16 protein-coding genes are annotated in these 25,788 nt (G+C 45.8%); 9 read left to right on the forward strand and 7 right to left on the reverse strand.

The genetic code is table 11. The annotated features are described in order from the left end of the window. The first annotated feature begins 12 nt into the window (after positions 1-12). Positions 13-6,270, forward strand: a complete 6,258-nt coding sequence (locus tag FN124_RS28150; RefSeq protein ID WP_142688137.1) for a type I polyketide synthase — start codon at positions 13-15, stop codon at positions 6,268-6,270. Between the two features lie 236 nt (positions 6,271-6,506). Here FN124_RS28150 and FN124_RS28155 read toward each other — a convergent pair whose 3' ends face one another. Together FN124_RS28155 and FN124_RS28160 are read right to left on the reverse strand one after the other, a co-directional pair. Next, the gene (locus FN124_RS28155) at positions 6,507-7,916 is read right to left on the reverse strand and encodes a RagB/SusD family nutrient uptake outer membrane protein (RefSeq protein ID WP_142688138.1); all 1,410 of its coding nucleotides are present in this window, start codon (positions 7,914-7,916) and stop codon (positions 6,507-6,509) included. Between the two features lie 14 nt (positions 7,917-7,930). Then, the gene (locus FN124_RS28160; RefSeq protein ID WP_185937427.1) at positions 7,931-11,224 is read right to left on the reverse strand and encodes a SusC/RagA family TonB-linked outer membrane protein; all 3,294 of its coding nucleotides are present in this window, start codon (positions 11,222-11,224) and stop codon (positions 7,931-7,933) included. Positions 11,225-11,756: 532 nt separating this feature from the next. Between FN124_RS28160 and FN124_RS28165 the strand changes: the two genes are divergently transcribed. From FN124_RS28165 to FN124_RS28185, 5 genes are all read left to right on the forward strand, one after another. Beyond that, positions 11,757-15,080 (forward strand): SusC/RagA family TonB-linked outer membrane protein, encoded by a 3,324-nt coding sequence (locus FN124_RS28165; protein ID WP_142688140.1) that lies wholly within the window; start codon positions 11,757-11,759, stop codon positions 15,078-15,080. A gap of 20 nt (positions 15,081-15,100) precedes the next feature. After that, complete coding sequence (locus FN124_RS28170) at positions 15,101-16,594, forward strand: RagB/SusD family nutrient uptake outer membrane protein (protein ID WP_142688141.1); 1,494 nt, start codon at positions 15,101-15,103, stop codon at positions 16,592-16,594. A 19-nt stretch (positions 16,595-16,613) separates the two neighbouring features. After that, on the forward strand, positions 16,614-17,465 hold the full coding sequence (locus FN124_RS28175; RefSeq protein WP_142688142.1) for a substrate import-associated zinc metallohydrolase lipoprotein: 852 nt from the start codon (positions 16,614-16,616) through the stop codon (positions 17,463-17,465). A gap of 44 nt (positions 17,466-17,509) precedes the next feature. After that, a complete protein-coding gene (locus FN124_RS28180; RefSeq protein WP_185937428.1) occupies positions 17,510-18,412 on the forward strand; it encodes a DUF4302 domain-containing protein in 903 nt (300 codons plus the stop codon). 265 nt (positions 18,413-18,677) lie between these two features. Continuing rightward, complete coding sequence (locus tag FN124_RS28185) at positions 18,678-19,250, forward strand: DUF308 domain-containing protein (protein ID WP_142688144.1); 573 nt, start codon at positions 18,678-18,680, stop codon at positions 19,248-19,250. Positions 19,251-19,304: 54 nt separating this feature from the next. Here FN124_RS28185 and FN124_RS28190 read toward each other — a convergent pair whose 3' ends face one another. Continuing rightward, entirely contained in the window at positions 19,305-19,892 is a 588-nt protein-coding gene (locus FN124_RS28190) for a Crp/Fnr family transcriptional regulator (protein WP_142688145.1), read from the reverse strand. A gap of 218 nt (positions 19,893-20,110) precedes the next feature. Between FN124_RS28190 and FN124_RS31050 the strand changes: the two genes are divergently transcribed. Continuing rightward, positions 20,111-20,251, forward strand: a complete 141-nt coding sequence (locus FN124_RS31050) for a hypothetical protein (RefSeq protein WP_185937429.1) — start codon at positions 20,111-20,113, stop codon at positions 20,249-20,251. Between the two features lie 136 nt (positions 20,252-20,387). On the opposite strand, the gene FN124_RS28195 is transcribed toward FN124_RS31050, so the two are convergent. The 4 genes from FN124_RS28195 to FN124_RS28210 are packed head-to-tail and all read right to left on the reverse strand — an operon-like array spanning position 20,388 to position 23,489. Then, complete coding sequence (locus FN124_RS28195; protein ID WP_142688146.1) at positions 20,388-20,708, reverse strand: hypothetical protein; 321 nt, start codon at positions 20,706-20,708, stop codon at positions 20,388-20,390. An 18-nt stretch (positions 20,709-20,726) separates the two neighbouring features. Beyond that, positions 20,727-21,653: a helix-turn-helix domain-containing protein gene (locus FN124_RS28200; protein ID WP_142688147.1), complete on the reverse strand. Its 927-nt coding sequence runs from the start codon at positions 21,651-21,653 to the stop codon at positions 20,727-20,729. Between the two features lie 10 nt (positions 21,654-21,663). Then, positions 21,664-22,593 (reverse strand): NAD(P)H-binding protein, encoded by a 930-nt coding sequence (locus FN124_RS28205; RefSeq protein ID WP_142688148.1) that lies wholly within the window; start codon positions 22,591-22,593, stop codon positions 21,664-21,666. Between the two features lie 5 nt (positions 22,594-22,598). Next, positions 22,599-23,489, reverse strand: coding sequence for an SDR family oxidoreductase (locus FN124_RS28210; RefSeq protein WP_142688149.1), 891 nt, complete (start codon positions 23,487-23,489; stop codon positions 22,599-22,601). A 161-nt stretch (positions 23,490-23,650) separates the two neighbouring features. On the opposite strand from FN124_RS28210, the gene FN124_RS28215 reads away from it, so the two are divergent. Next, complete coding sequence (locus FN124_RS28215) at positions 23,651-24,505, forward strand: helix-turn-helix domain-containing protein (RefSeq protein WP_142688150.1); 855 nt, start codon at positions 23,651-23,653, stop codon at positions 24,503-24,505. A gap of 75 nt (positions 24,506-24,580) precedes the next feature. After that, complete coding sequence (locus FN124_RS28220; protein WP_142688151.1) at positions 24,581-25,678, forward strand: FAD-dependent monooxygenase; 1,098 nt, start codon at positions 24,581-24,583, stop codon at positions 25,676-25,678. The last annotated feature ends 110 nt before the right edge of the window (positions 25,679-25,788 follow it).

The raw sequence follows: 25,788 nt of genomic DNA on the forward strand, positions 1-25,788 counted from the left end.
ATCAATCATGCCATGGAAAAGAAAAGAATTGCTATTATAGGTATTGGCTGCAGGTATGCAGGGAATATTACTGATCCTGCAAGTTTCTGGCGTCTGCTAAGAAGTTGCCATGATGGATTAAGTGACGTACCGGAAGACAGGTGGAGCCTGGACAAATTTTATGATCCGAATGAGGACGCGCCGGGAAAAATGTATGTAAAGCGGGGGGCATTCCTTGGAGGAAATATTTACGACTTTGATTACAATTTTTTCGGCCTTTCCCGCAGAGAAAGCCTGACGCTCGACATTCAGCAAAAACTACTCCTGGAAACTGCATATGAAGCATTTGACGACGCGGGACTGGACGTACGTACGCTCAGGAAAACAAATACCGGTGTATTTATCGGCAGCTTCATGCTGGATAATCTGATGCTGCGGGTGGCCGGAGATGCGCTGCGATATATGAATACGCATACAGCGGTAGCAGGTTCCGCTACTTTACTTTCTAACAGAATTTCCCATGCCTTTGACCTTATGGGCCCCTCTGTTACCATTGATACAGCCTGCTCTTCATCCATGGTAGCCATTCACCTGGCCTGCCAGGCGATAAAGAACGGAGAAGCGGAGCTTGCTATTGCGGGTGGCGTAAATGTAATGCTCAACCCTGCAGCGAGTATATTCATGTGCAAAGGGAAATATTTGGCAAGAGACGGCCGATCCAAAGCTTTTTTTGAACAGGCTGACGGATATGGCAGGGGGGAGGGCGCCGGCATCCTTGTTTTAAAGTCGCTGGACAAAGCTATTGCTGATGGCGATGCCATTTATGCGGTGATTGAAGGCACCGCGGTTAATCAGGATGGGAGAACAGAAGGCATATCGCTTCCCAATCTGAATGCGCAGGTAAAAGTGATTCAGGAGGCGCTGAAGGTAAGCGGCATACACCCGTCAAAAATTGACTATGTTGAAGCGCATGGAACCGGTACAAAGGCTGGCGATCCTATTGAACTGAACGCCCTGGGCAGCATATACGGCAAAGGCAGACCGCATGCATTACCTGTTGGTTCAATAAAGCCCAATATAGGCCATACGGAAGCGGCTTCTGGTGTAGCCGGTGTAATTAAGGCGGCATTGATACTGAAATACCAGGAAATTTTGCCGCACATGAACCTTGGTCCGTTGTCCTCAGGCATACCATTCACCCAATTAAACATCGACATTCCTCTTCAGGGCGCCACCTGGTATCTGGAAAATAAACCGGCATATGCAGCAGTTAATTCTTTCGGCTATGGCGGAACAAATGGTCATGCCATCCTATCCAGGTTTAACCCCGATGCGTCGGTACCGGTTAACGTACCTGAGCAGCCCATTAAATATCAGTTCATTGTTTCCGGAAAATCTGCCGGAGCGTTGAAAGAGAATACGGTGAACCTACTGAGTTTCCTGGAAAAAGAGAGAGAGCTGCCGCTGCATAATCTGGCTTATTCCCTAACCCGGCGGAAAACACTACATGATTTTTCATGGCTTGTGGAGGCCGGCAGCCGGCAGGAGCTGGTAGCTGCCCTGGAGATGAAAATACTAAACGGAGAATATCCCAGAATAACAGCAAATAAAGACCCAAGACTGGTTTGGGTATTTACCGGTATGGGCCCTCAATGGTACGGAATGGGGCAGGAGCTTTACAAGTGTGATGTTGTGTTCAGAAATACGTTAGATAATTGTGATGCTATATTTACCGCTATTGCGGGTTATTCACTACTGGCCGAGATGCAGAAAGATGCAGCAACTTCGCAAATTACCAGCAACAATTTTGCTCAGGCAGCTAATTTCTTCATCCAGATTGGCTTGAGTGAAATGCTAACCGGGAAAGGCGTTCCCAAAGATGTGATAGTAGGACATAGCGTAGGAGAGATTGCCGCAGCAGTAATCGCAAAAACAATTACACTGGAAGAAGGTGTGCGCATTATTTACCATAGGGGCAATATTCTGGAAAAAATAGCCGGTAAAGGCACCTTGCTGTCGGTGGGGCTAAGCAAGGAAAAGGCAGCTGAGTACCTGCAATCCTTTCCAGATCTTGAAATTGCTACCATCAACTCTCCTCAATCGGTTACTATCGCCGGAACAGAGGAAAGCTTAGGCCTGCTCGACCAGCAATTGACTGCGGACGGATTTTTTTCCAGGTTTGTTCGTGTACAGGTAGCTTATCATTCGTCACAGACCGATGTTCTTAAGAAGGAACTGCTGGAGGCTTTCGGCTTTGTGCAACCCCGCCCGCCGGTCATACCTATATATTCAACCGTAACAGGAGAAGCTGTGAATATAGCCACACATGATGCAGGTTACTGGTGGAAGAATGTACGGCAGCAGGTATTCTTCAGCGAGGCGCTTGAAAAACTGATAAAACAGGGTTATACTAATTTTATCGAAATTGGTCCCCACCCGGTATTGGGCGGTGCCATCAAGGAAATTGCCGCAGCATCCGGCGTAAATGTGAGCACGTTCTTTACTTTGAAACGGCAAACCAACGAATCTGAAGCTATCTGTAAAAACATAGAGGGGCTGATTGGCGCTGGCGTGCCGGTTTTATTGAACCCAGGCATTAAAGGTGAAACAATAAAGCTGCCAGCCTATGCCTGGGACAAGGAATATTGCTGGACGCAGGCGGCGGAAATAGCCAGTTTCCGGTCGGGTGAAAATAATCCGAATCCTTTTTTGCAGGAAAAAATGACTGGCCCGGGCATCTCCTGGAGGACCCAGATCAATCGGCCGGCCTTGCATTACCTGAAAGATCACCAGATCGGGAACACTATCGTTTTCCCGGGGGCAGGCTACGTAGAAAGTATTCTATCCCTGCTGTCTGCCGACTTCTCCGGTGGAACACTTATTGTTGAGCAATTGGAATTTAACGCGGCATTTTCCTTTCAGGAAGAAGAGTACCCCGAATTGGTTACCTCCCTGCATCCGGAAGGTAGTTTTTCAATTTCGTCAAAAGTAAATGATAACTGGACAACTCATGTAAAAGGGATGGCCTGGACCTCCGATAAATATGCCACGTTACCCTGCAAAGATGTACACACCCTGTTGGCGCTTCCCCGCACTTTCACCAAAGCTGATGCCTATCAATATTTTGCATCGATAGGATTGAATTATAAAGAACATTTTCAGACCATTTCATCTTATTCATTTTTTAATAACAACGAGGTGTTCGCTGTTTTACAATACACAGGTGAACCAACCGGCCAGCAATCTATTGTGCATCCGGCGATCCTGGATGGTGCTTTTCAGTCGATTTTGCTGTTACTGGCCAACACCTATCCGGGCAAAGCCTACCTGCCTGTTAAAATTGATGCGATTAGGGTGTTTAAAACACTCCCACCTATTGTTTATTGCACAGGTGAAATTACCAGGCAAAATGCCAACAGTTTTTCTGGCAACCTGCAATTGTTGGATGATAACGGCAATGTACTGGTAGATCTGCAGGGGCTCTTCTGCAAAAAAGTAGCTATCAGCAATGAACTGGATCCACTGCAAAACTGGATATACAAGTATACCTTTTCGCCGTACCGGTTTGCTTACAACCATGATTATGCGCATACTCCTTTATTGGCAACAGGTGATCGTTCAACATTCGACAAGCTTTCGCTGCAGTCTGCGCTGCCCATTCAGTTTATACCCATTGATGAACTGGTGGAGATAAAAGATAAAGATTTCCAGCTACTCTATATAGCTGCTACCGATGGTAACGGTATAACTGATACCCTAACAGATTGTCACCGGTTAATAGCTTTATTACAAAGCCCGGTAAAAAGAAAACAGCTGCAACGGTTATTACTGTTGATAGAATATGGTCTCGCCGACGAAATCAATCCTGTAGTTGAAAAGATAAATCCACATCATACTGCCTTAGTAGGTTTTGCCAGAACAGTTACAACTGAAATGCCTCATATACAGTTAAAAACGATTGATTTGCAGCATCCACCGACGGACAGTGACCTAAGAGCACTGGTGCAAAGCTCATTTGAAGAAGAGGAATTGATCTATACCGCATCTGGCTGGTACCAGGGCGCTTTGGTCAGGGACGACATCAGCTTTCCGCAAAGGGCTCAAACGCCGGTAAAGAGAAGAGACAACCGGACATACCGGTTGGATATACTGCAAAAAGGAAAAATGGAAAGCCTTGCTTTCAGAAACATGGAGATCGATGCACCTGGCGCAAACGAGGTGCAGATTGCAGTGGCAGCTTCTTCAATCAATTTTAAAGACGTCATGAAGGCGATGGGTATGTTGAATGAGGCCGCCCTGGAAGATACTTTCTTTGGTACTGAATTTGGCCTGGAGGGCGCTGGTATTGTTACGCAGGTCCATCCTTCTGTTGAACAGCTACAGGTGGGAGACAGAGTATATTTTATTGGCAACGGGTTACGTACACATATTAACATTAACCAACAGTATGTATTCAAATTGCCGGATGACATTTCTTTTGAAGAGGCGGCTTGCTTTTTCGTGTACTATACCGCCTGGACGGCATTGATTGAAATGGGGCACTTGCAAAAAGACGAACGCATTCTGATTCACGCGGCTGCCGGCGGAGTGGGATTGTCGGCGTGCAATATAGCCTTGGCCAGGGGAGCCAAAGTATATGCTACTGCCGGTACAAGCGAGAAAAGAGCTTTATTGAAATCGATGGGTATCGCACATGTGTATGATTCAAGATCGCTGAATTTTTACGATGAAGTACTGAGGGATACAAATGGAGAAGGGGTGGATATGGTACTAAATTCCCTATCAGGAGCGGCCCTGCATAAAAGTCTCCGTCTTATCCGCACCCTCGGCAGGTTTATTGAAATAGGCAAACAGGATATCACTACCAACAGCAGACTTTCACTTCTTCCCTTCAATCAAAGTATACAATTCATTGCATTGGATCTGGATAAAATACTTCCTGTATCTCCTCAGATCGCCCGCCGGTTTTTCCTGAATTTCCTCAGGGATTATACCAGAAAATTATTGCCTTCACTTCCTTATGAAGTTCTTGATGGGGCTAAATGCCGGGAGGCGTTTAAAAAGCTGGCGTCAGGTAACCATTACGGGAAAGTGGTAATTGATTTCAATAATCATGACCTGGAAACAGTACCGGAGGTCGGGGAGAAGCTTAGGTTCAATGAAAATGAAAGCGTCTTAATAACGGGTGGTTGCAGCGGCTTTGGTTTACGAACCGCCCTATGGATGGCAGAGCAGGGAGTGAAACATCTTATATTGGGAAGCAGGAGTGGACGCATTCCTGATGAGGAAAGACATATCCGGGAGAAAATTGAATCTTACAGTTGCTCTGTTTATCCTATTCAATTGGATGTAACCGAGCCCGCTTCGGTAAAAAAGGCCCTCCAATGTTCTTTGGATAAAGGATTGAAATTGACAGGTATAATACACGCCGCGGCTGTGCTGGAAGATTGCCTTATCGAATCAATTACGCCCGCTGTTTTTGATAAGGTGTTTTTGCCCAAAGCATTAGGCGCATGGCACCTGCATGAGCAAACTCAAGGCCATTCCCTAAAATTCTTTGTATGTTATTCCTCCGTAACAAGCTATACAGGTAATACCGGGCAATTGGCCTACACCACCGCCAATTGCTTTCTGGATGGACTGGTGCTGGATAGAATACGACGGGGTTTGCCTGCAATCAGTATCAGTTGGGGGCCTATTGGTGAAACAGGCATGCTGGTAAGGAATCATCTGGCGCAATCTCATGTGGTTAACATTGGCTACAGACCCATAACACCAGCCATTGGTCTTCATTTAATGGGTGAAGCCATCAGTCACTTTCAAAACCACATCGGCATCATCGATGTTGACTGGAATAAAATGACCGCTTCGCTCCCTGGCGCCTGGAAAAGAATAGCAGGACTGCTGGGAAGCAGACAGCGTGGATCATTGCCCGATTTTGTATGCAGCCTTTTGGCTCAGGGAAGAGATCAATGGGATATTGTTGTACTGGATGGTGTTAAACAACTAATTGCTGAAATAACCCGCACTGCCGCAGATTCACTGCAACCAGAAGCCAGATTAAATGACCTGGGATTTGATTCCATTATGTCTGTTGAATTGGTCATAGCCATTCAATCTAAGCTGGGAATTGATTTACCCGTGATGGAAGTACTGGGCGCCGGAACCATTGCCCAATTGGCCCAGCTGCTAAAGTTAAAGATATACCGGTTAGAAACGGGCTTACAGGATAAGAAACAAAAGAGTGAAGAGACCGCAACGGTTACGGCGCCTGCCCTGGAAAAAGGTTAGGGTTTTGTACCATGGGGATCACAAAAAGGAAAAGAGGCTGTATCATAACTAACTTAATGGGTGTGAGAATCGCATATACGAAAATTTTCTCCACCCGGTACCCGAGTAAAATCGGGTAAAAGTTATTTATGATACAGCCTCCTTTCCTTTGTACTATTCTATGTTTCTTTTTAAATGGTCAGTAAAAATAAGCCCAATAGCGTTGCCGGCTGTTTAAGCATATTGACTGATTTTTATTATGGATTTTGCGTGATGTCTTTTGTGAGCGCCGTTGGTGGTATCAATAACGTATATCTGTTACTGTTAGGCGACAGATCGATACTGGTGCCATCCTTGAGATAATGATGTGCTGTGAAACCAAAGACCGGATCGTTGTTAAGCCGCCGCATATCAAACCAGCGCGCCCCATGGCCCAGCAGTTCTTTTCTTCTTTCGGCCAGCAGAATATTCATTGCCTGTGTGGCATTGGCAGCTTCCAGTGGTTTATAATAGGCGCTAACGATCCTGTTTTTGCGGAGGAGGTTGATGTCGGCCATGGCATCAGAGAGGCGCCCCAGGCGTATATTGGATTCTGCGCGCACCAGGTACATCTCCGGGGTGGTAATACTGATGTTGTTGATAAAAAATACATCGGCGTTATAAATATAACTGGTGTCCAGTTTACCGGTTGTTGTGTTGGTAGCGGTATCCGGCTTAATGAATATATTACGCAGATCGTGTGTTTCGAACATTTTGGCGGTGGCAGGGCTGATATCGAGCCCGGACATGCCTCTGGTGTTTGAATATATATGTACATGAATATTTTCCGGAGATGTCAGCATATTGCCAAAGGGTGCATCGATAATTGGCGTATACCGGCCATCCGATGTTTGGTAAACGGTGTTGTAGTTGATAAGGCGGTCATTGTATTTTAATGCGCTATCTGCCATTTTCGCTGCATCGGCATAGTTGCGCTGCATCAGCATGGTGCGGGCAAAGAGGCCGAGCCCGGCTGCCCTGGTGAATAAATAGGGATTGGTGGTGCTTGCGGGCAGGTTTTTAAGCGCTTCCTCCAGGTCAGCCCTGATGAGATTGCAGGTGGCTTGTAAAGTGCTTCTGCCGGGCAACGGCGCACTGATGTCGTTCGTGGTTATCCAGGGCACTCCCGGGGCATCGGATGCAGTGGCAGGATCAAACGGTTTACAATATAAGTTGACCAGATACCAGTAGCACCAGGCCCGGCCCAGCAGCGCCTGGGAGCGGGCGATGGCTTTGCGTTGGGGAGTGCCTCCGTCTGCCGCATCAATGTTGTTGATAACAGCATTGTATTGATAGATGTTGTTATATATCAGGCCCCAGATGCCATTATTATTCCACTCATCGGGCGTGGAATAAATTCCTGCCAACCACAGATAAATACGGCTGTCAACACTATTCTCTTTTAACAGGGATGCTTTGTCTACATCTCTTAAGAAGTAATCATCCGACAACTTTTCCAGCTCAATAGGCATTGCCTGCTGCAAATCCAACCCATTGAGCACGCGTTCCAGATCCTCTGTCGTTTGCGGTATTACGTAGCCTTTAGGTTTTACATCCAGGTACTTTTTACAGGAGAAGAAAGCCGTTAAACCCATTAGGGTTGCGAGAAATATTGTTATTTTTTTCATGATGGTTACCGGATTTAGAAGTCAAGGTTAAGGCCAAAGGAATAGGATGGCATTACGGGTAGTGTGCGGGTCTCGCCGCTAAATGCTTCAGGATCTATACCTTCGTGGTTACGGGTGATGGTCCACACATTTCTTGCATTGGCTGTTAATTGCAACCCTCTTACAATGCCCCAGTTGCGGATGGCCTTTGGTGAGAAGGTGTAACGCAGGCTTACGTCGCGGAGCTTGATGTAACCGGCGTCAAATACGTTTACATCCAGGAAGTAGCGATAATAGCTATTTGTATAGCCGTAACCGGTATAGTCTGCGATCACATTAGGAATATGTGTAGTTGCTTCATCTCCGGGTTGTTTCCAGGAGCTTTCCAATCGTTTATCAAACCTATAGACACCTTTTGAGGCTAGCGGCATTGACTGACGTGCTACCTGTCCCAGGTAGAAGACGAACATGAAGTTGAGATCAAATCCTTTATAGCTGAAATTATTGGAGAAGGCGCCGGTACTGACGGGCCTGGTGGTACCGGAGTAATATATCATGTTCAGATCCGTATGGTCTTTGTCCGGCGCTATCTTCCCGTTGGGGTCCAGCAGTTGAATCTGGCCACCGTCATGCGTTAGCCCGCCAAAGCGAAAGCTGTACATAGCGCCATAGGGGTCGCCTTCAACAAATGGATTGTTACTGGCGATACTAAGAGGTGAGGTATTATTGCTAATAAGCGTTACTTTAGTGATCTTATTTTTGTTATAGGCATAGCTTAAGGTAGTGCTCCATTCAAACCGGGGAGTGCTGACATTTTTACTGGTTAATTGCAGTTCCCATCCGTTGTTGGTCATACTGGCCGTGTTAACCAAAGCTGTCTGGAAGCCCTGTACGGGGTTTATTGCCTGATCACCCAACAGGTCGGTGCTTTTCTTTTTATAGTAATCCACTTTACCGGAAATGCGGCTGTGCAACAACGTAAAATCAATACCAAGATTGGTAATGGCAGTCTTCTCCCACCTTAATTGATTGTTGGCCGGTGTGGTAATTTTATTGTAAGGCAGGTTGTTAAGGAAGTTGGTCCCGTTTGTGGCAATCATAAATGGGCCATTATTTTTGGGAATGTTACCGTTTATACCGTAGGTAATCCTTGTTTGCAGATAGTCTACAAAGCCCAATTGTTGCACGAAAGGTTCATTGGAAGCTATCCAGCTCACACCGCCAGACCACATAGGGCGATACAGGTTTTTCGGATCAGTGCCAAACAGGTTGGTGGCGTCTATGCGGATGCTGCCACTGGTTACATATTTTCCGCGGAACGTATAGGCTGCATTACCGAATGCAGATACAAAGCGGTCCAGGGTATAGCTATAGCCATCCGACAGGTCAAAGTAGGAGCTCGCTGCAGGCCCTAAAATACCAGGAACGGATTTCAGCCTTTGTATGTCAATGTCCACAAATTGCAGGCTGTTATCGTCGTACCCGTATTTTGTAAAATGATTGCCGGTGGCTTTGCTTTGTCTTCTTTCTATACCCGCTACAGCGGCGATGTTATGATCATGGCGGATATTTTTATTGACATTAATCAATCCTCTTATTGTATAAGAAGAAAAATCATTGCGACTTTCGGTAATTGCTCCGCCCAGGGGTATATTATAAACAGGATTGATCAAGGTACCATCGGGATTGGTCAGGATATTATAGCCTGTATCTCTCTGTGGGAGAATGAAATCATTCACCTTCTTTACGAGCAGGGGCTCATCCGGATGGATAAGCACCTTGTTGTAGGAATAACTGTTTTCGAGTTGGTAGCTGATACTCACATCTACACCGGGAATGATGTTGTATTTCAGTTCTGCCTGCAAACGGGCGTAAATGCTATTGGTGTTGTTCTCAATAAGGTTTAGCTGTTTGAGCGGATAGAAAGATTCATCCCCCAAACCCCATTTCATCCGTTGTTCAATGGTGAATGCATTGGAACTATTAAACCCGATTGGATCTGTGACCTGGTTTACAACCTGTGGCTGCCCCTGCGCGTTTTGCAGCATGGAATAGGGTTTCAACCGGTAGATAAATGCCGGGTCGACCGGTGGAAGTGTAGCATCAGTATAGTTTAGGTTGGTACTGACGTTGAATGATAGTTTGGAAGAAACGTTATAATTGTTCTTGAACAGGAAGCTGTAGTTTTTTTTCCGGTCTTTTAAAGCAAATCCCCTGGTGTCAGTAAGCCGGATGGACCCATAGTAATTGTTCTTCTCGTTGCCACCCATAAATGACAGGCTATGGTTCTGGGTAAAGGGTGATTGCATCAGGAGATCGCGGATTTGCCGGCTGTTATCAAGAAGATGCAGCGAGTCTATCGACGTGGCATACTGTTCAGGCGTTATACGTCCGGCAACGGAATCCATATAAAGCCGTTCAAAGGTGGAAAATGCAGCCTTCCTGCCACGTAGCTTTGATTCGATATCAGGCGTAACAAGCATATTACTAATAGCGATATCGTCCGCAGCACCCAGCCGGTTCAGATAGCCCAGGTTTGGTTTGGGTTCAAATTGAAAACTATTCGAATAGGAAAATTGCATCTTACCCTGTCTGGCGGTTTTAGTAGTAATAACGATCACGCCATTGGCAGCACGGGCGCCCCAGATGGAAGATGCGGCGGCATCTTTCAGAATGGTGATACTGGCTACATCATTGGGATTGATGGCATCTAAAGTACCATCGAAGGGAAAATTATCAACCACGATCAACGGGCGTTTGGCGCCATACAGGGTAGATACGCCACGGATAGTGAGCCCATCGTCGTTGTTTTTGCCGTTGTCTTTGCCGTTGATGAGCACCAGACCGGGAACCTGTCCTTCCAAACGCTCCAGTACATTGGTTTGTACGCGGTTGGACAATTGTTTGGCAGAAATGACATCGAAAGCGCCAGTAGCCCTTTCCCTTGGGATCTTCTGGTAGCCTGTGTTTCCGGTCACTTCTACTTCCCCGATATTGGCGACCGCCCGGCGCATGCGCACCAGCAGCTGCTCACTACCTTTGGCCGGAATTTCTGCTCTTTCATAGCCCACCATGGTGAATACAAGAATCGCGTTGCCGGCGTTGGCGCCGGGAAGGTGGAATTGTCCCTGTTCATTGGTGGAGGTCCTGTGTTGGGCGCCTTTCACCATAACTGAAACGCCGGTCAGTGGTTTGCCTTGTTCATCGGTTACCGTGCCGCTGATGCCCGCTACCGGGGCCGGCGCCTGTACCGGTTCATATTTTACCAGGTTGTGGGCTGATAGCCGCAGACAAAAAGGAAGTAGCAAAACGGCTGTAAATCTTATCATGTACAATGATTTGGCTGACAGCCGGCGCCACAGCAGCTGTGGTTGGATTATCACGTAGTGATAACAGGATTTTCTGAGATTAAAGTACATATATAGTTTTGGTTGAGTGATGGGATCGTGAAATAAAGATCTTAAAGGACCAGGTTGAAAGGCGCGTTGTCACTGCGCCCGTCAACTGTGGTCCTGCTGGTTGGTTTATGTATTAATTGTTGCTCCTTATTATTTTAATGTCACAGATGAAAAATGATCACTATTTTCTTATTCATCTGAAGGCAGGCTCTTTTTCTTCCCCTCCGACATGTTTTTCTATTTATGTATACCTATGAGACATCATAGGGCACAATTTACCCTCCCGGGAGACATCTTTTTTTATAGAGCTGAGGTCGCAGTAATTTTTTTAAACATCAAGGGTAAAAAAGAATTCCCCATGTATCTACCTGTTCTAGTTAACAATAATTTAACTCAGATCTTTTAACAACATATGCAACCAACCAATTTCTACAAGACAAGTTTGCGATTTGCTTTTTTTTTTATGTTACTGCTTACCATCTGCAGCACATCATACCTTCTCGCACAACAAGACCCGTTAGTGGTGGTAAGCGGTAAGATCCGCCTCCACGGCAGGCATGCAAAAGATCTTATTGCACCGGGTGTCAGTATTTTGGAAAAGGGCACCAGTAATGGTACGGTTACCGATGCTGGCGGAAAATTTACTTTGAAGGTGAAAAGGAATGCGGTATTACTTATCAGAATGGTAGGGTACAAGACAGTAGAAGTAAAGACCGGGCCAGCATCTTCGCCACTGGACCTGGTATTGGAGGAAGACGTGAGCGGTTTGAAGGAAGTAATTGTTACCGGTTTTCAGCAGATAGATAAAAGTAAGTTTTCCGGGGCGGCAGTGAAGCTAAAGGCGGAAGACATCAAAATGGACGGCATAGCGGATGTGAGCCGCATGCTGGAGGGCCGTGCCGCGGGCGTTTCCGTACAGAATGTATCCGGCACTTTTGGTTCCGCTCCCAAACTTCGTATCCGTGGCGCTACCTCGCTTACCGGCCCTAACAAGCCTTTATGGGTAGTAGATGGTATTGTGCTGGAAGATGTAATTGATGTAACCAATGACCAGTTATCCAGTGGCGACCCATCTACATTGCTGGCGTCTGCGGTTGCCGGGTTGAATATGAATGACATTGCGAGCTTCGATATTCTGAAAGATGCGGCGGCTACTTCTTTATACGGAGCAAGGGCCATGAACGGTGTAATTGTGATCAATACAAAGAAGGGGCGTGATGGTAAGCTCCTGGTGAATTATTCCGGCACTTTCAGTTCCCAGTTACGCCCCAGCTACAGCAATTTTAATATCATGAATTCAGCGGAGCAAATGTCTGTCTACGCAGAGCTTTACAGGAAAGGTTTTTTCAACCTGGCCACTATAGGTAATGGCTCCGACAAAGGGGTATTCGGTAAAATGTACGACCTGTTACAGGAAGTGGATAGCGCCACCGGAAAGTTTAAGTTGGAGAATACGCCGGAAGGCAGGATGGGATTTTTGAAGCGTTACGCAAAAGTTAATACCAACTGGTTCAATGTGTTGTTCAGGAACTCTCTGATACAGGAGCACGCCATTAGCCTCTCCGGAGGAACAGAAAAAATGCAGTCCTATGTTTCTGCCAGCCTTTATAGCGATAATGGATGGACCATTGCGGACAAGGTAAAAAGGTTCACCTTTAACTCGCAAACCAACTACAACTTCTCAGATAAATTATCGGGAGCTTTCATTGCTACCGGTTCCGTAAGAGAGCAGGAGGCCCCGGGAACGGTAAATCGTACGGTGGATGCGGTATATGGCAGAATGAGCCGGGACTTTGATATTAATCCCTTTAATTATGCACTGAGTACCAGCAGAACGATGACTGCGTACGACGATGATGGAAACCTGGAATACTTTACACGCAACTACGCACCGTTCAATATCATTCATGAGCTTAACAATAATAAGATCAAGCTATCTGTGGTAGATGTAAAGTTACAGGCGTCGCTGGCTTATAAGATTAACAAACATCTCCGTTATGAGTTTCTGGGAGCGCTTCGTTATGCAAGAACTACAGAGGAAAACCTGGTACATGAAACGTCAAACAAGGCCGGGGCGTACAGAGCTTACGTTAATGCTATCATCGCTGAGCGAAACCGCTTCCTTTACAAAGATCCGGACCAGCCAAATTCACTGCCACAAATAGTACTCCCGGCAGGCGGGTTCTACAACCGTGCAGAAAATAGCCTCAGTAACTACAATGTCAGGAATCAATTGAGCTATTCAAACAGTTTTGGTAAACAGGCGCTGAATATATTGCTAGGGCAGGAATTGAAAAGCGCCAACAGGCAAAATGCATACAGTAACGGCTATGGCTACCAATATGATTATGGTGGACTTCCACTCATCAATTATATGATGATTAAGAAGGATGTGGAAAAGGGTGTTTCCTATTTTGGAATGGAAAGAAATTATGATCGTTTCGCCGCGTTTTATTCCAAACTTGATTACACATTAAGTAACAAATACAACTTAACTGCGAATCTGCGGTATGATGGTTCAAACCAGTTGGGAAAATCTTCCAACGCCCGTTGGTTACCAACCTGGGGAGTGAGCGGCGCCTGGAATATGGAGCAGGAGAAATGGTTGGGAGGTATAAATTGGCTCGATTACTTAAAGCTCAGAGCCAGTTATGGGCTTACTGCCAGTTATAGCACGGCTATTAACTCTTCCGTTATATTGAGGCCATATAGTACCTTGCGCCAATACCTACGCGACATTGAACCCGGAATCGCCATCGTTGGCCTGGAGAACAGCGACCTTACCTGGGAAAAAAATTATACCACCAACATTGGCGTGGACGCAGGATTCTTCGACAGCAGGCTTACACTGGTATTGGATGTATATAGAAGACGGGGATTTGATCTTATTGCAGATTTCAGAACTTCCGGTGTTGGCGGGCAGTTGATTAAAACAGGCAACTATGCAGACCTGAGATCGCATGGGGTGGAAGTAACCCTGGGCGGCGACGTTATACGGCAAAAGAACTGGAAATGGACTTCCAACCTTACATTTGGGTATAATAAGAATCGCATCACAAATGCCCGGAACACTCCCATCATTTTTGACCAGATTAGGGCCGAAGGGGGCAATAAAGAGGGGTATCCTGTGAAATCATTATTCTCCCTGGATTTTAAAGGGTTGGAGCCGGCAACAGGTATTCCAAATTTTACAAATGAAAAAGGAGAAGTATCCAGGGGCATGAATTTACAGGATAATGAAACCCGCTACCTGGTATATGAAGGGCCGGTTGACCCACCCATCAATGGCGGATGGTCCAATACTTTCCGGTATAAAAATCTTTCGCTCAATATCCTGTTAACCTACCAGGCTGGGAACAAGATCAGGTTAACGCCCATATTCAAGCCCACCTACTCGGATCTGGATGCGTTGCCCCGCGAATTCAAGGACCGCTGGAGCTTACCGGGCGATGAAAATATTACCAATGTACCTTCGCTGATGGATGCCTTAACTAATTATAGAATTGGAAACAATTTCCCTTATAATAACTATAATTATTCCACCGTCAGGGTGGCCGATGGCGGTTTTGTAAGGCTTAAGTACGTATCGCTTACCTACCTGTTGCCACCTGCCGCCATATCCCGTACGGGCTTAAGCAATTTGTCCGTTACTGCATCCGCCAGCAACCTTTGGCTATTATATGCTGATAAGAAACTGAAAGGGCAGGATCCGGAGTTCTTTAACACAGGAGGTGTTGCACAGCCATTACAGCGCCAGTTGGCCCTTACATTAAAAGCAGCGTTTTAAATCTTATAAGGAAATCTGTTATGAAGTATAATAAAACCAACGTTTATACAATTATTCCGGGTAATGGCTGCAAAACGCGGATATGGCTATTTGTATTAAGCGCCGCACTACTGGCGTCAGGATGTAAAAAATACCTGGAACAGGTTCCTGATAACAGAACGGAGCTCGATAGCCCGGAAAAGGTAGCGCAATTGCTTACCACAGCTTACCCGATAGCTGATTATATCACTTTCTGTGAGGCAATGTCTGATAATGCAGGTCTCCGTGGAGCGCAGGGTGGTTATCCGGAAAATGAAGAACCTTATCTGTTCAGAGATTTTCCCGGCACTGGTTCTGGTACTCCCAATTTTTACTGGAGCAGTTGTTACAAGGCTATTGCTGCAGCCAACCAGGCGCTGGAGGCCTGCAAGGGACAATCTGCCAACAATGCTTACGCCGCCTACAAGGGAGAGGCGCTGGTAGCCAGGGCATATCTGCATTTTATGCTGGCCGCCCTCTTTGCTAAAACATACGATCCGGCTACCGCTACCACAGACCCCGGGATACCTTATGTACTGGAACCGGAAAAAACATTGTACAAGCAATATGAACGTAAAACGGTGGCATATGTATACGAAATGATAGAAAAGGACCTCACAGAAGGCATATCCCTGCTAAATGATAACGCATATAAAATACCGGCATTCCATTTCACCAATAGAGCAGCGCACGCTTTTGCCAGCCGCTTTTATCTTTTTAAGCGTCAGTATGATAAAGTGATTGAACATGCCGGTAAAGCCTTGCCTGCAGGGAACCCCGCTGGCAGTCTGCGGCCATGGAATACCGTTTATCTGCCGCTTACGGATAATGAGCTGTTTGCGCGGTATACTAATTCCACAGAGAAGGCCAATTTCCTGCTTGCCGGTGCAGGTTCCGCATGGGCAAGGGAAGCTGGAGATTATAAATATGGCTTGAATTCGATTATTGCCAAGGAGTTGTTTAATAAGCCTAATGTCACTGGTACTAAATTCGTCTATATCATTTTAGAAACCACAATACCAGAGACAAAGGTATTGCCAAAATTTAAGGAAAACTTTGTGGAAACTGCCCCGGGCGTAGGTTATGCGTTTATATATATACCTTTATTTTCTGCAGAGGAGACACTATTTAACAGGGCAGAGGCCAATGTGATGTCAGGGAATTTTGATGCGGCGCTTTCCGACCTGAATGCTTTTGTAAGCACAAGAACGCGGAATTATAATGCAACACAGGATAACCTGACACCGGATAAAGTTAAAGCATTTTATAAAACCACGGATCTAAAAACTGCGCTTATAAGTACTATACTGGATTTTAAAAGGATGGAGTTTATGGGGGAAGGGTTTCGCTGGTTTGATATACTTCGTCATCGCCTGCCGGTTACACATAGAACGAAAGACGGAGCTGTAATAACACTAACAGCCGATGATCCGCGGAAAGTATTGCAAATACCGCAGTTTGCTCAGAGTTATGGAATTACCCCTAATCCCCGATAAATATTAAACCGTGAATATTATGAAGAAATATCTATTGATCTGCTCTTTGTTACTAATAGCAATAATTATATCCTGTAAGAAAGATGATAAACTGGATGATGTAGTACTGAACGGTTTGGGTGGTACCTGGAAAAGAACAGCCCTGGATAATTGGCTATATGATTCACTAACGGCGCCTTATAATATTGAGCTGAAATATAAATGGGACCAATCTGAGTTTGACATGTCATATACCCTGGTGCCACCCAGGGAAGAACAGGTGATACCTGTGGCCCGGGCCATACGGAATTTGTGGATAGAGCCCTATGACCAGGCAACCGGCACGGCGCTCTTTATGAAAATGTATAGCCCCAAGCTGGTAGTGCTATCTGGTGTCCCTGCTGCAAGAACAGATGGTGCAGGCATTATGGGCGTAGCTGAAGATGGGCTTAAAATAATACTATATGACGTCAATTCATTTAGCAAAAAAGATAAGCGAGCAATAGACAGAATTATGCACTTGCTGCATCATGAGTTTACACATATTCTTAATCAGAAAAAAGCCTATCCTGTCGAGTTTAACAAGGTCAGCGCCGGTAGCTATACTGATGGGTGGCAGCAAGCTGAGAATCCCGTTAGCTTGAGCTTTGTTTCCAATTATGCCATGAAGGCCCCCGAAGAGGACTTTGCAGAAATGGTTGCCTTTATGTTGGGGAGAGGCAAAGAGGAATATGAGGCGTATCTGCATACCGCGCCGGATTATGAGAAAGGCATACAAAAACTTCGTGAAAAAGAGGCGTTGGTGGTACAGTACTTCAAAGATGCTTATCACATTGATTTTTACGATCTGCAGACCCGTGTACAACAGGCCAAAAAAGCGTTCATGGATTGATGCAGCCAAAACCACTATCAGGATCATTAAAAGATAAGATATATATGAAGAGATATTTGTTATATATACTGTTGCTTCTCACATTTTTTTCATGTGGCAAAAATAAAGATGACAGTGTGTTCCCTGAAACCCCCGATCAACGGATCGAAAAGGTGTTGAAAGATTATGCTGCCAAACTGACTGCCGCTCCTTATGGCTGGAAAATGAAAGTAATACCGGCCGGTATATCGAGCGAGGTCAGAAGCTATTATTTTTGGATGCGTTTTAATGATGGAAATCGCGTAATAAGCCGGCTTGATAATGAAAAACCGCTTGAAAGCAGTTATCGCCTGAAGGCCTTGCAAAGGCCGGAACTTATCTTTGATACCTATACATATTTGGACGACGGAATTGATCCCGTTTCAGCAATATTCTCAGCTTATTTTGGTTCTGAGGTCGAACTTTTCGATTTTGAATTTGAGATCATTTCGGCAACTACAGATTCCATCATACTTAACGGGAAATATGGTGGGAGCAAGGCCATATTGTTAAGGGCGGCCCCTACGGATTCTACTAACAGCAGCATGCTGGCGCCACACGCCGGTACTTATAACGCAGTTGGCAGAGCGCTCTGTTATAGCGGTCCTGAGCCTGTCGGAGTACCGGATATTATATCCATTGCCAGACGGAAAGTAGCGGTTCCTCTTGCCGAAGATAATAGCATACTTCTGGACTTTTCCAATAAGGAGATCTTCGGCGGCATGTATCGCATTACTTTTGATCCAGGTACCAATAAGGTGACCGCGGTTGCCCCAGGTAGGTTCCTGAAAAAAGAGGTCAGGCCTGATAGCTTTAAGATGCTTACATTTTCTTCCGATCCCGTATTGAAACAGATTTATTTGAAATCATCCTACATTAATTTGGATAACCAATATTGCGAGGTAGAAGAAACGCTTACGTTAAAATAGGAACTACGCTGGTATATTTTAAGTTGTGAAATTTCTTTAATGGTGAACATGGAAAAGACAAAGTACGGGTAGCCTCACGTGCATATCTGTACTTTGTTTGGCTTTATGACAAACTACCTTTAATAAGGAAGTAAAAGGATAGGTATCCAAATTACAGCATGCTCCTGCTGTATGCTTTCAGTGATGCCAAAATGAAATGAACTTAAGTTAAAAAACAGCCCCAAAATATCCATGACATTTGACATAACAAATAACGTATCGTGTTATGACCACATTAAAAGAATCTCAAACTATTCAAACTGCCAGATCCCTGCGCAATCTCTATTTTTTACGCGCTTCATTTTCCATTATCTGGGTGATACTTGTTTCCCTGCTTGCTAAAAACAATCCCGGGATCGCCACTTTTCTTTTTATTATTTACCCGGCCTGGGATGCAGCAGCCACTTTCCTGGATATAAAAGCCAATCCGCCTGCTACGTCCAAAACGCCGCAGTATATAAATGCGACCATCAGTATAATCACCACTATTGCGGTGATCCTGGCATTGCAAAAAGGCATCCCCGGAGCCTTTATAGTTTTTGGTGTATGGGCAATTCTTAGCGGCCTCATACAGTTGATACTGGGAGTGCACCGGCGTAAACAACTGGGAGGGCAATGGCCTATGATCGTCAGCGGAGGTCAGTCTGTTTTGGCGGGTGCTGCTTTTATCAATATGGCACATGCTCCTAATGCCGGTATTACTACCTTAGCCGGTTACGCTGCGTTTGGCGCCTTCTATTTCATCCTGGCGGCGCTGAGGTTATCTAAAACGATTAAAGCTGCTCAGGTTGTTGCTTAAAGGCGCATAAAAAATGTAACCTTTATTAAGCAGGCCGCATTTATAAGACAACTATTACCTGTTGATCCTTTTGCGTATACGGCTTAAAGAAGGATTAGTGATGCCGAGGTAGGAGGATATATGATATGCCGGGATACGGTTAACAATGTTCGGATGCTCCTCCAGTAAGCGTATAAACCGTTCTTCGTGCGTTATGAAAAGTAATTCTTCCGTGCGGGTTTGTGAATAGGTAAAAAACAATTCGGCCAGCAACCGGCCAAACCTTGCCCAGTTGGAATGGGTATCGTAAAGGTTGGTAAGATCGCGATAGGCTATATAGATGATTTCCGAATCTTCCATGGCCTGGATGTAATAATGACAGATCTTACGGGTAATGAAGCTGCGGAAAGAAACCAGGAATTGATTTTCTGAAAAAAAGAAGATGTTTTTTTCTTCGTCTGTTTCCGGGTCGGCGTAATAAATCCGGAAGATGCCCTTCACTACCAGGCCCAGGTCGTTGCAAACCATGTTCTGCATATTAAAGAAATCACCCTTTTTGATTTTTCGCGTCTTCCAGAATATGCTGCTGTCTGCGATATCTTTTTCAGTTAACGCAGCAAAGTCCGCCAGGTGTATCTTGAGTGTTTCAAAATGGTCGCTCATACAATTGATTTTGACTTGCCCGGATGAATGGCAAGTGATATCTAAACAGCAATAAATTTACAAATAATCCTTTGCACGGGAACCTCACCGGTGCAACGGTCCGGCAAATGTCCGCAGGATGCCGGCAACAGTTTTTAACTTAAGTTAAAACCAGGTTACGGGCACATTTAATTTTACAACGGAGGTGTATGTGACCTTTGAAATGTATAAATTTGGGCATGACAGCACATAAAGAAAACCAGGGACAGTTCCGGGTGGCAGCTATCGGCGAAAATAAATGCACGTTGGAGTCCTATAACAGGAGAGACTTTTGTAAGATCAGCCTGGTGACGGCCGGAGGGCCACCCTGCCAGCTGTAAGAGAATGTTGTCACATGCAGATGTTGGCTGCTAAGAACAGCAGCAGTGTAAATATAAGTTTCATTATCCGGAAACAAAGTTTAAGCAGTAAAATATAGTACGGGAAGAAGTGCCCGCCTGTTAACAGTTGTGCAGCCTAAACTTGTTTGGGTGGTTGCCAGATGGCAGGGGAGAAGTCGCCTAACTGTGGTGCTGTATAGTTACTATGCAGTTCGGGCAGGGGTTGTAAAGATAACGGTTTTACCCTGTAAACCTCCGGCACAACTATGGCATGAACGGCGCCACAGGCAAAGAACGGAGAACAGGGAGATACCGGTTTATGGTTTTTGCCTGTTTCGCTTCCGGGGTGATGGCTGGTTTGTGTGGTGAAATCACTACAGCAGTCATCATCGGCGTCGCAGGGAGCGCCCGATAATAATAGCACGTATAATGAAAACAGGTAAACAAGCCATTTCATGCCGGCAAAGATACAATATTAATTAAACGACTGCCGGAACTCCATTGGCGAAAGATTTGTTTTTGTTTTAAATAATTTACTGAACGATTGCAGATGCTCGAATCCCAGTTCATAAGCGATCTCGCTGATAGAAAGGTTCGTTGTGGAAAGCTTCTCCTTTGCCAGCTCTATCAGCTTGTTGTGCAAATGCTGTTGCGTACTTTGCCCGGTAAGCGATTTAAGCAGGCTGCTGAGATAGCCCGGAGAAATATTTAAAGTTTCTGCAATGAGCGTTACACTTGGCAATCCCTTTTGAGCCAGGGCGCCGCCGCTGAAATATTCAGATAGAAAGTCTTCCAGGCGGGTGAGCACTTCATGGCTGGCTACTTTGCGGGTAACAAACTGGCGTTGGTAAAACCTTTCGGAATAGGTGAGCAGCAGTTCAATCTGGGCAATGATCACGTTCTGGCTGAAGCGGTCTATGTTCGTATTATACTCCTGCTCAATCTGGTTGGCAATGGCAGTGAGCATGGCTTCTTCCTTATCAGAAAGATAAAGCGCTTCGTACACGGAGTAGCTGAAGAACTCGTATTGTTTGATGTTTTTTGCCAGCGGTGTATTCCATATAAGGTCCGGGTGAAACAGTATCATCCAGCCTTCGGGACGTTTCATCTCACTGATATCATGCGGCATATCAATACCGAATAGCTGACCGGGCGACATGAAGAATAAAACCCCTTCGTCGAAGTCGCTTGCCTGTTGCCCGTACTTAAACCTTGCATTACCTACTTTTTTCAGCGAGATGGAATAAAAGTCATAGATCAGGCTGAACGGAATATCGGCGATGGGCTGTTTAATGTCGTCCATATGAACCACGCTGATCAGCGGGTGCGCAGGATTGGGTAATCCTGCGGCCCGGTGATATTCGGTGATCGTACTGAAGCGAAGGATCTGTGGGCTGTTCATCTTTATAAAGTTAATTACTTCTGTGATAGGCTTCCGCAAATTCTTTGGCGAAATCGGCCAGTTTGATCTTACCCATTTTGGGGTTGTTCCGGTGAAAGTTTTCAAGCGGTTTACCGCTATGCATAACTGCCTGCATTTCTACAAGGGTTTCAGCCAGTTTCTCCGGCACTTTGGCCATTTTCAGACCCTGCAGCATGGCTTTGTCCGACAGCAGCACCCATTTCAGCCATGGCTTGCCTATAGCCTCGCCAATGATCTTTGCCGCCTGGTTACAGGTCATTTCCTCGCTGCCTACATAGCGGATCGTCTTTTTTTCAGGATGCAGTAACAGTTCCTCAGCAACAGCATCCGCGATATCTTTCGGCGATACAAAAACGATCCTGTCGTTGCCGCCGTAATTTCCCATCAGCAGGCCGGTTTTCCCGGTAAGTAGCGCGCCGATCCCGGAATACCGCAGTGTCAGGAATTTGCCAATGAGGCCTTTGCCCCTGATCAGGTCCATCGACTGGTAAAAGTTGGTATAGAAAGCAGCAGGGCGCATGATCGTAAGAGACGTTTTCAAATCATCAAAAACATCCTCGGTATTTTCGCCACGTATCAGGTCTGCCGACCAGCCGCTCAGCAGCACCACACGCCCAACGACCGCCTGTTTTAGCGCCTGCACGTAATTTTGTGCTATCCTGCGTAAATAATCGCCCAGGTCTGGTTCGGTAAAGCTCAGGGGGATCATGACATAAACGGCGTCTGCACCTTTGAAGGTATCTGTTAGAAAACCGGCATCGGAGATGGAGCCAATAGCGGGTATGGCGCCCATTGCTTTAATAGCCGGCTGTTTTTGCGGATCGCTGCTAATTACGGTTACCTGGTGCCCCTGGGCAACCAGGGTTGCTGTCAGCGGTTTGCTGATGTTCCCTAAAGAACCGGTTACAATGATTTTCATAGCTGTTACCTTGTGTAAACACCGTTTTCAATATCCGCAAGCAATGTTGAATGCACGGGGCGCCAGTTCAAACGTTCCTGCGTCAGTTTAGCGGATGCGGGGCAGTCGATGGCAGCCATCTGTGCAAACCAGCCAAAGTGTTCAGCAGCGGCTTCAGGCGCTATTGATTTCACCGGCATATCCAGTTGTTTGCCTATGGCCTCCGCAACAGATCGCACGGTTACCGCTTCTTCGGCGCAGGCATGATAACGCGTGCCGGGTGTGGCGTTTTCCAGGGCCAGGCGGAACAGGTGAGCGGCATCCAGCCGGTGTACGGCGTTCCACCGGTTAAGCCCTTCGCCAATGTAAGCGGAGAAACCTTTCTCCCGCGCAGTATTGATCAGTATGGGAACAAATCCGTGCTTATCATCGTCGCCATGCACGGATGGTGATAAACGGACAGACGCCGCACGTACGCCCAACGCGCATACGGCATCTGCTGCCTGTTCGGAAGCACGTGGCCAGGCAGGGTTAAACGCAGGGATTATGTCTTCCGTAGCCAGTTTGCCCGGGCTTACCAGCGCCGTACCGGAAGTAACGATCAATGGGCGGTCGGAACCGGCCAATACTTCGCCAATAGTTGTTATCGCTTTCTTATCTGCTTCGCAAACTTCTGCGAACCGGGTAAAGTCATGAATAAAACCGGCATGGATAACGCCATCGGTTTGGCTGGCGCCAGCCCTTAGGCTGTCAAGGTCTTCCAGGTCGCCATAAAGCACTTCCGCGCCCGCTTTTGCCAGCTTTTGGGCGGATGCCTCCGAGCGGGCCAGGCCAAGCACCTGGTGGCCTGCGCTTATCAATTCCTGCACTACGGCAGTACCAACGAAGCCAGTGGCTCCTGTAACAAATACACGCATGATATTTTTCTTTTGATACAGCAAAGATCACTTACACCCTTCAATCCGGTTTATCCAAATCCGCTTTTGATTTAGCCGATTCTCTTATCCGGAGGAAAGAACCACTGAAGGATTCTTCTCAGGGAAAGATGTATATTTCAACCGCGAAATGAATTGAAGCAATGGCAAAAAAAACATCTATCCCGGTAAATTATTTTGACGAAGGGGAAAACGTTGGTATTACTGTAGACAGAATACAAATTGGGGAATTGGAGATGTTCAGGGAAGCAGAAGAAGCGCACCGCCACAACTACCATTCGTTTTTCCTGCTTGAAAAAGGAACGGTTACCATTGAAATTGATTTCAAAAAGCATCATATCAAGGCGCCCTCTTTGATCTATATGCATCCTAATCAGGTACATCTTATAAAAGCATATAAAAATGTAACTGTTAGCGCCTGTGCTATCAATAATGAAAACCTGCATCCGGGATACCTGAAATTGCTGGAAGGAATAATGCCTGCAAAACCAATGACGCCGGGTAAAGCAACGCTTCCGGTTATTCAAGCCGCATGGTCGCTTTGCATGAATTTTTATGAAAGAAAACATGACAGGCTGTATAGCTCCATGCTAAAAGACAGCTGCAATGCATTGATAGCATTGATCCTTTCACTATACCTGGAGAAATCAGTATCGCCCGACAAGCTTTCCCGCTTTGAAACAGTGACCAAATCCTTCAATGAAATATTGGAACATAATTATACCACTGTTAAACGCCCGGCAGCATACGCGGAAAAACTCAACATCTCCACGCATTACCTGAATGAATGTGTGAAAAATACAACAGGGCACTCCGTTTCGTATCATATACAGCAACGCGTTATTTTAGAGGCAAAACGTTTGCTTTATCATTCCCCTAAATCGGTAAAAGAAATTGCCATTGAGTTAGGCTATGATGATTATCCCTATTTTTCACGTTTGTTTACTAAGGTTGCAGGTATAACTGCGCTGGCTTTCCGGAACAAAAACCACCAATAGTCCAATACTTACCCTCTTTTGCTATTGCTGTACTTTACCGGGTAATGCACCTTTGCCGGATAAAATTGTATAAAAATGAGATCCTTAAAAGTGCTTATATCAGGCGCCAGCTTTGCAGGGCTTTCAACTGCCTGGTGGATGAATAAAATGGGATACAGCGTAACTGTTGTTGAAATTGGGAGCCATCTTAAAAAGGGAGGCACGCCCGTGGATATAAAAGAAGTCACCGTTGATATTGTAAAGCGAATGGGGCTTTTTGAGCAGATAAAAGCCAACAGGTTAAGCCTGGAGTCAACGGAATTTAGAAACGCAGATGATGTCACTGAAAGTATCAGGATACTGGAACAGCCGGATGATGAATTTGAAATTGAACGGGATACATTGCTGAATATGTTGTTTGATAGAGTTAAAGATAATGTTGAATTTATTTTTAACAACAGCATCACAGGTTTGAATGAAACAAAGAACAATATTGAAGTTACTTTCAAGGATGGCTCGCATCGCGTATATGACCTGGTGTTTGGTTGTGACGGCGTCCATTCAGCCGTAAGAAGGATCTGGTTTGGAGATGAAACAGCATACTCCCATTTCCTTGGGCAGTATTTTTCTATTACTATCGTCAACAAACTGCTGATAAGGCAAAACACTTTGCAATTGTACAGCGAACCCGATAAAGGTATAATGCTCAATGCCTACAGGCATAAAACAGACATCGTGCTCTCTTTCCGTTCGGAAGAGGAAATTCCCTATAATTACCGGGATGAAGCGCAACAGAAGGAAATAATTTTGGCGCAGTTTGAAGGAGTGAGCTGGAGAGCTGCAGAGTTATTGAAAGAAGTTATGGCGGCAGAAACTTTTTACTTCGACAAATTCTGCCAGATAAAAATGCCATGGTGGACAAAAGGCAGGGTAGCGCTGGTAGGAGACGCCGGTTATTGCGCTTCGCCGGCAGCGGGCATGGGCGGCTCACTGGCAATAATAGGCGCAACCGCATTGGCGGATACTTTTGCTAAATACAACGGTGATTATGAATCAGCTTTTAATGAGTACAACAAGCAACTGCGGCCTTTTATAGAAAAGGTGCAGGCAGAAGCAGAGGCAACGCTGGAATTCCTGCTGCCGGGAACAGAAGAAGCTATCCGTGAAAGAAATAAGGGGGGCTTTGGGTTTTAGAAGAAGTATATTTTCATTTTGGTTATACATCTAATGCTGAACAGTTCAGGCTGTCGTTCAGTTAAGCACCGGTAAAGAGACGTTCCTCTGTTACGGGAAACTGTAATGCC

The organism is Chitinophaga polysaccharea (assembly GCF_902150045.1).
GTDB classification, from domain to species: domain Bacteria; phylum Bacteroidota; class Bacteroidia; order Chitinophagales; family Chitinophagaceae; genus Chitinophaga; species Chitinophaga polysaccharea_A.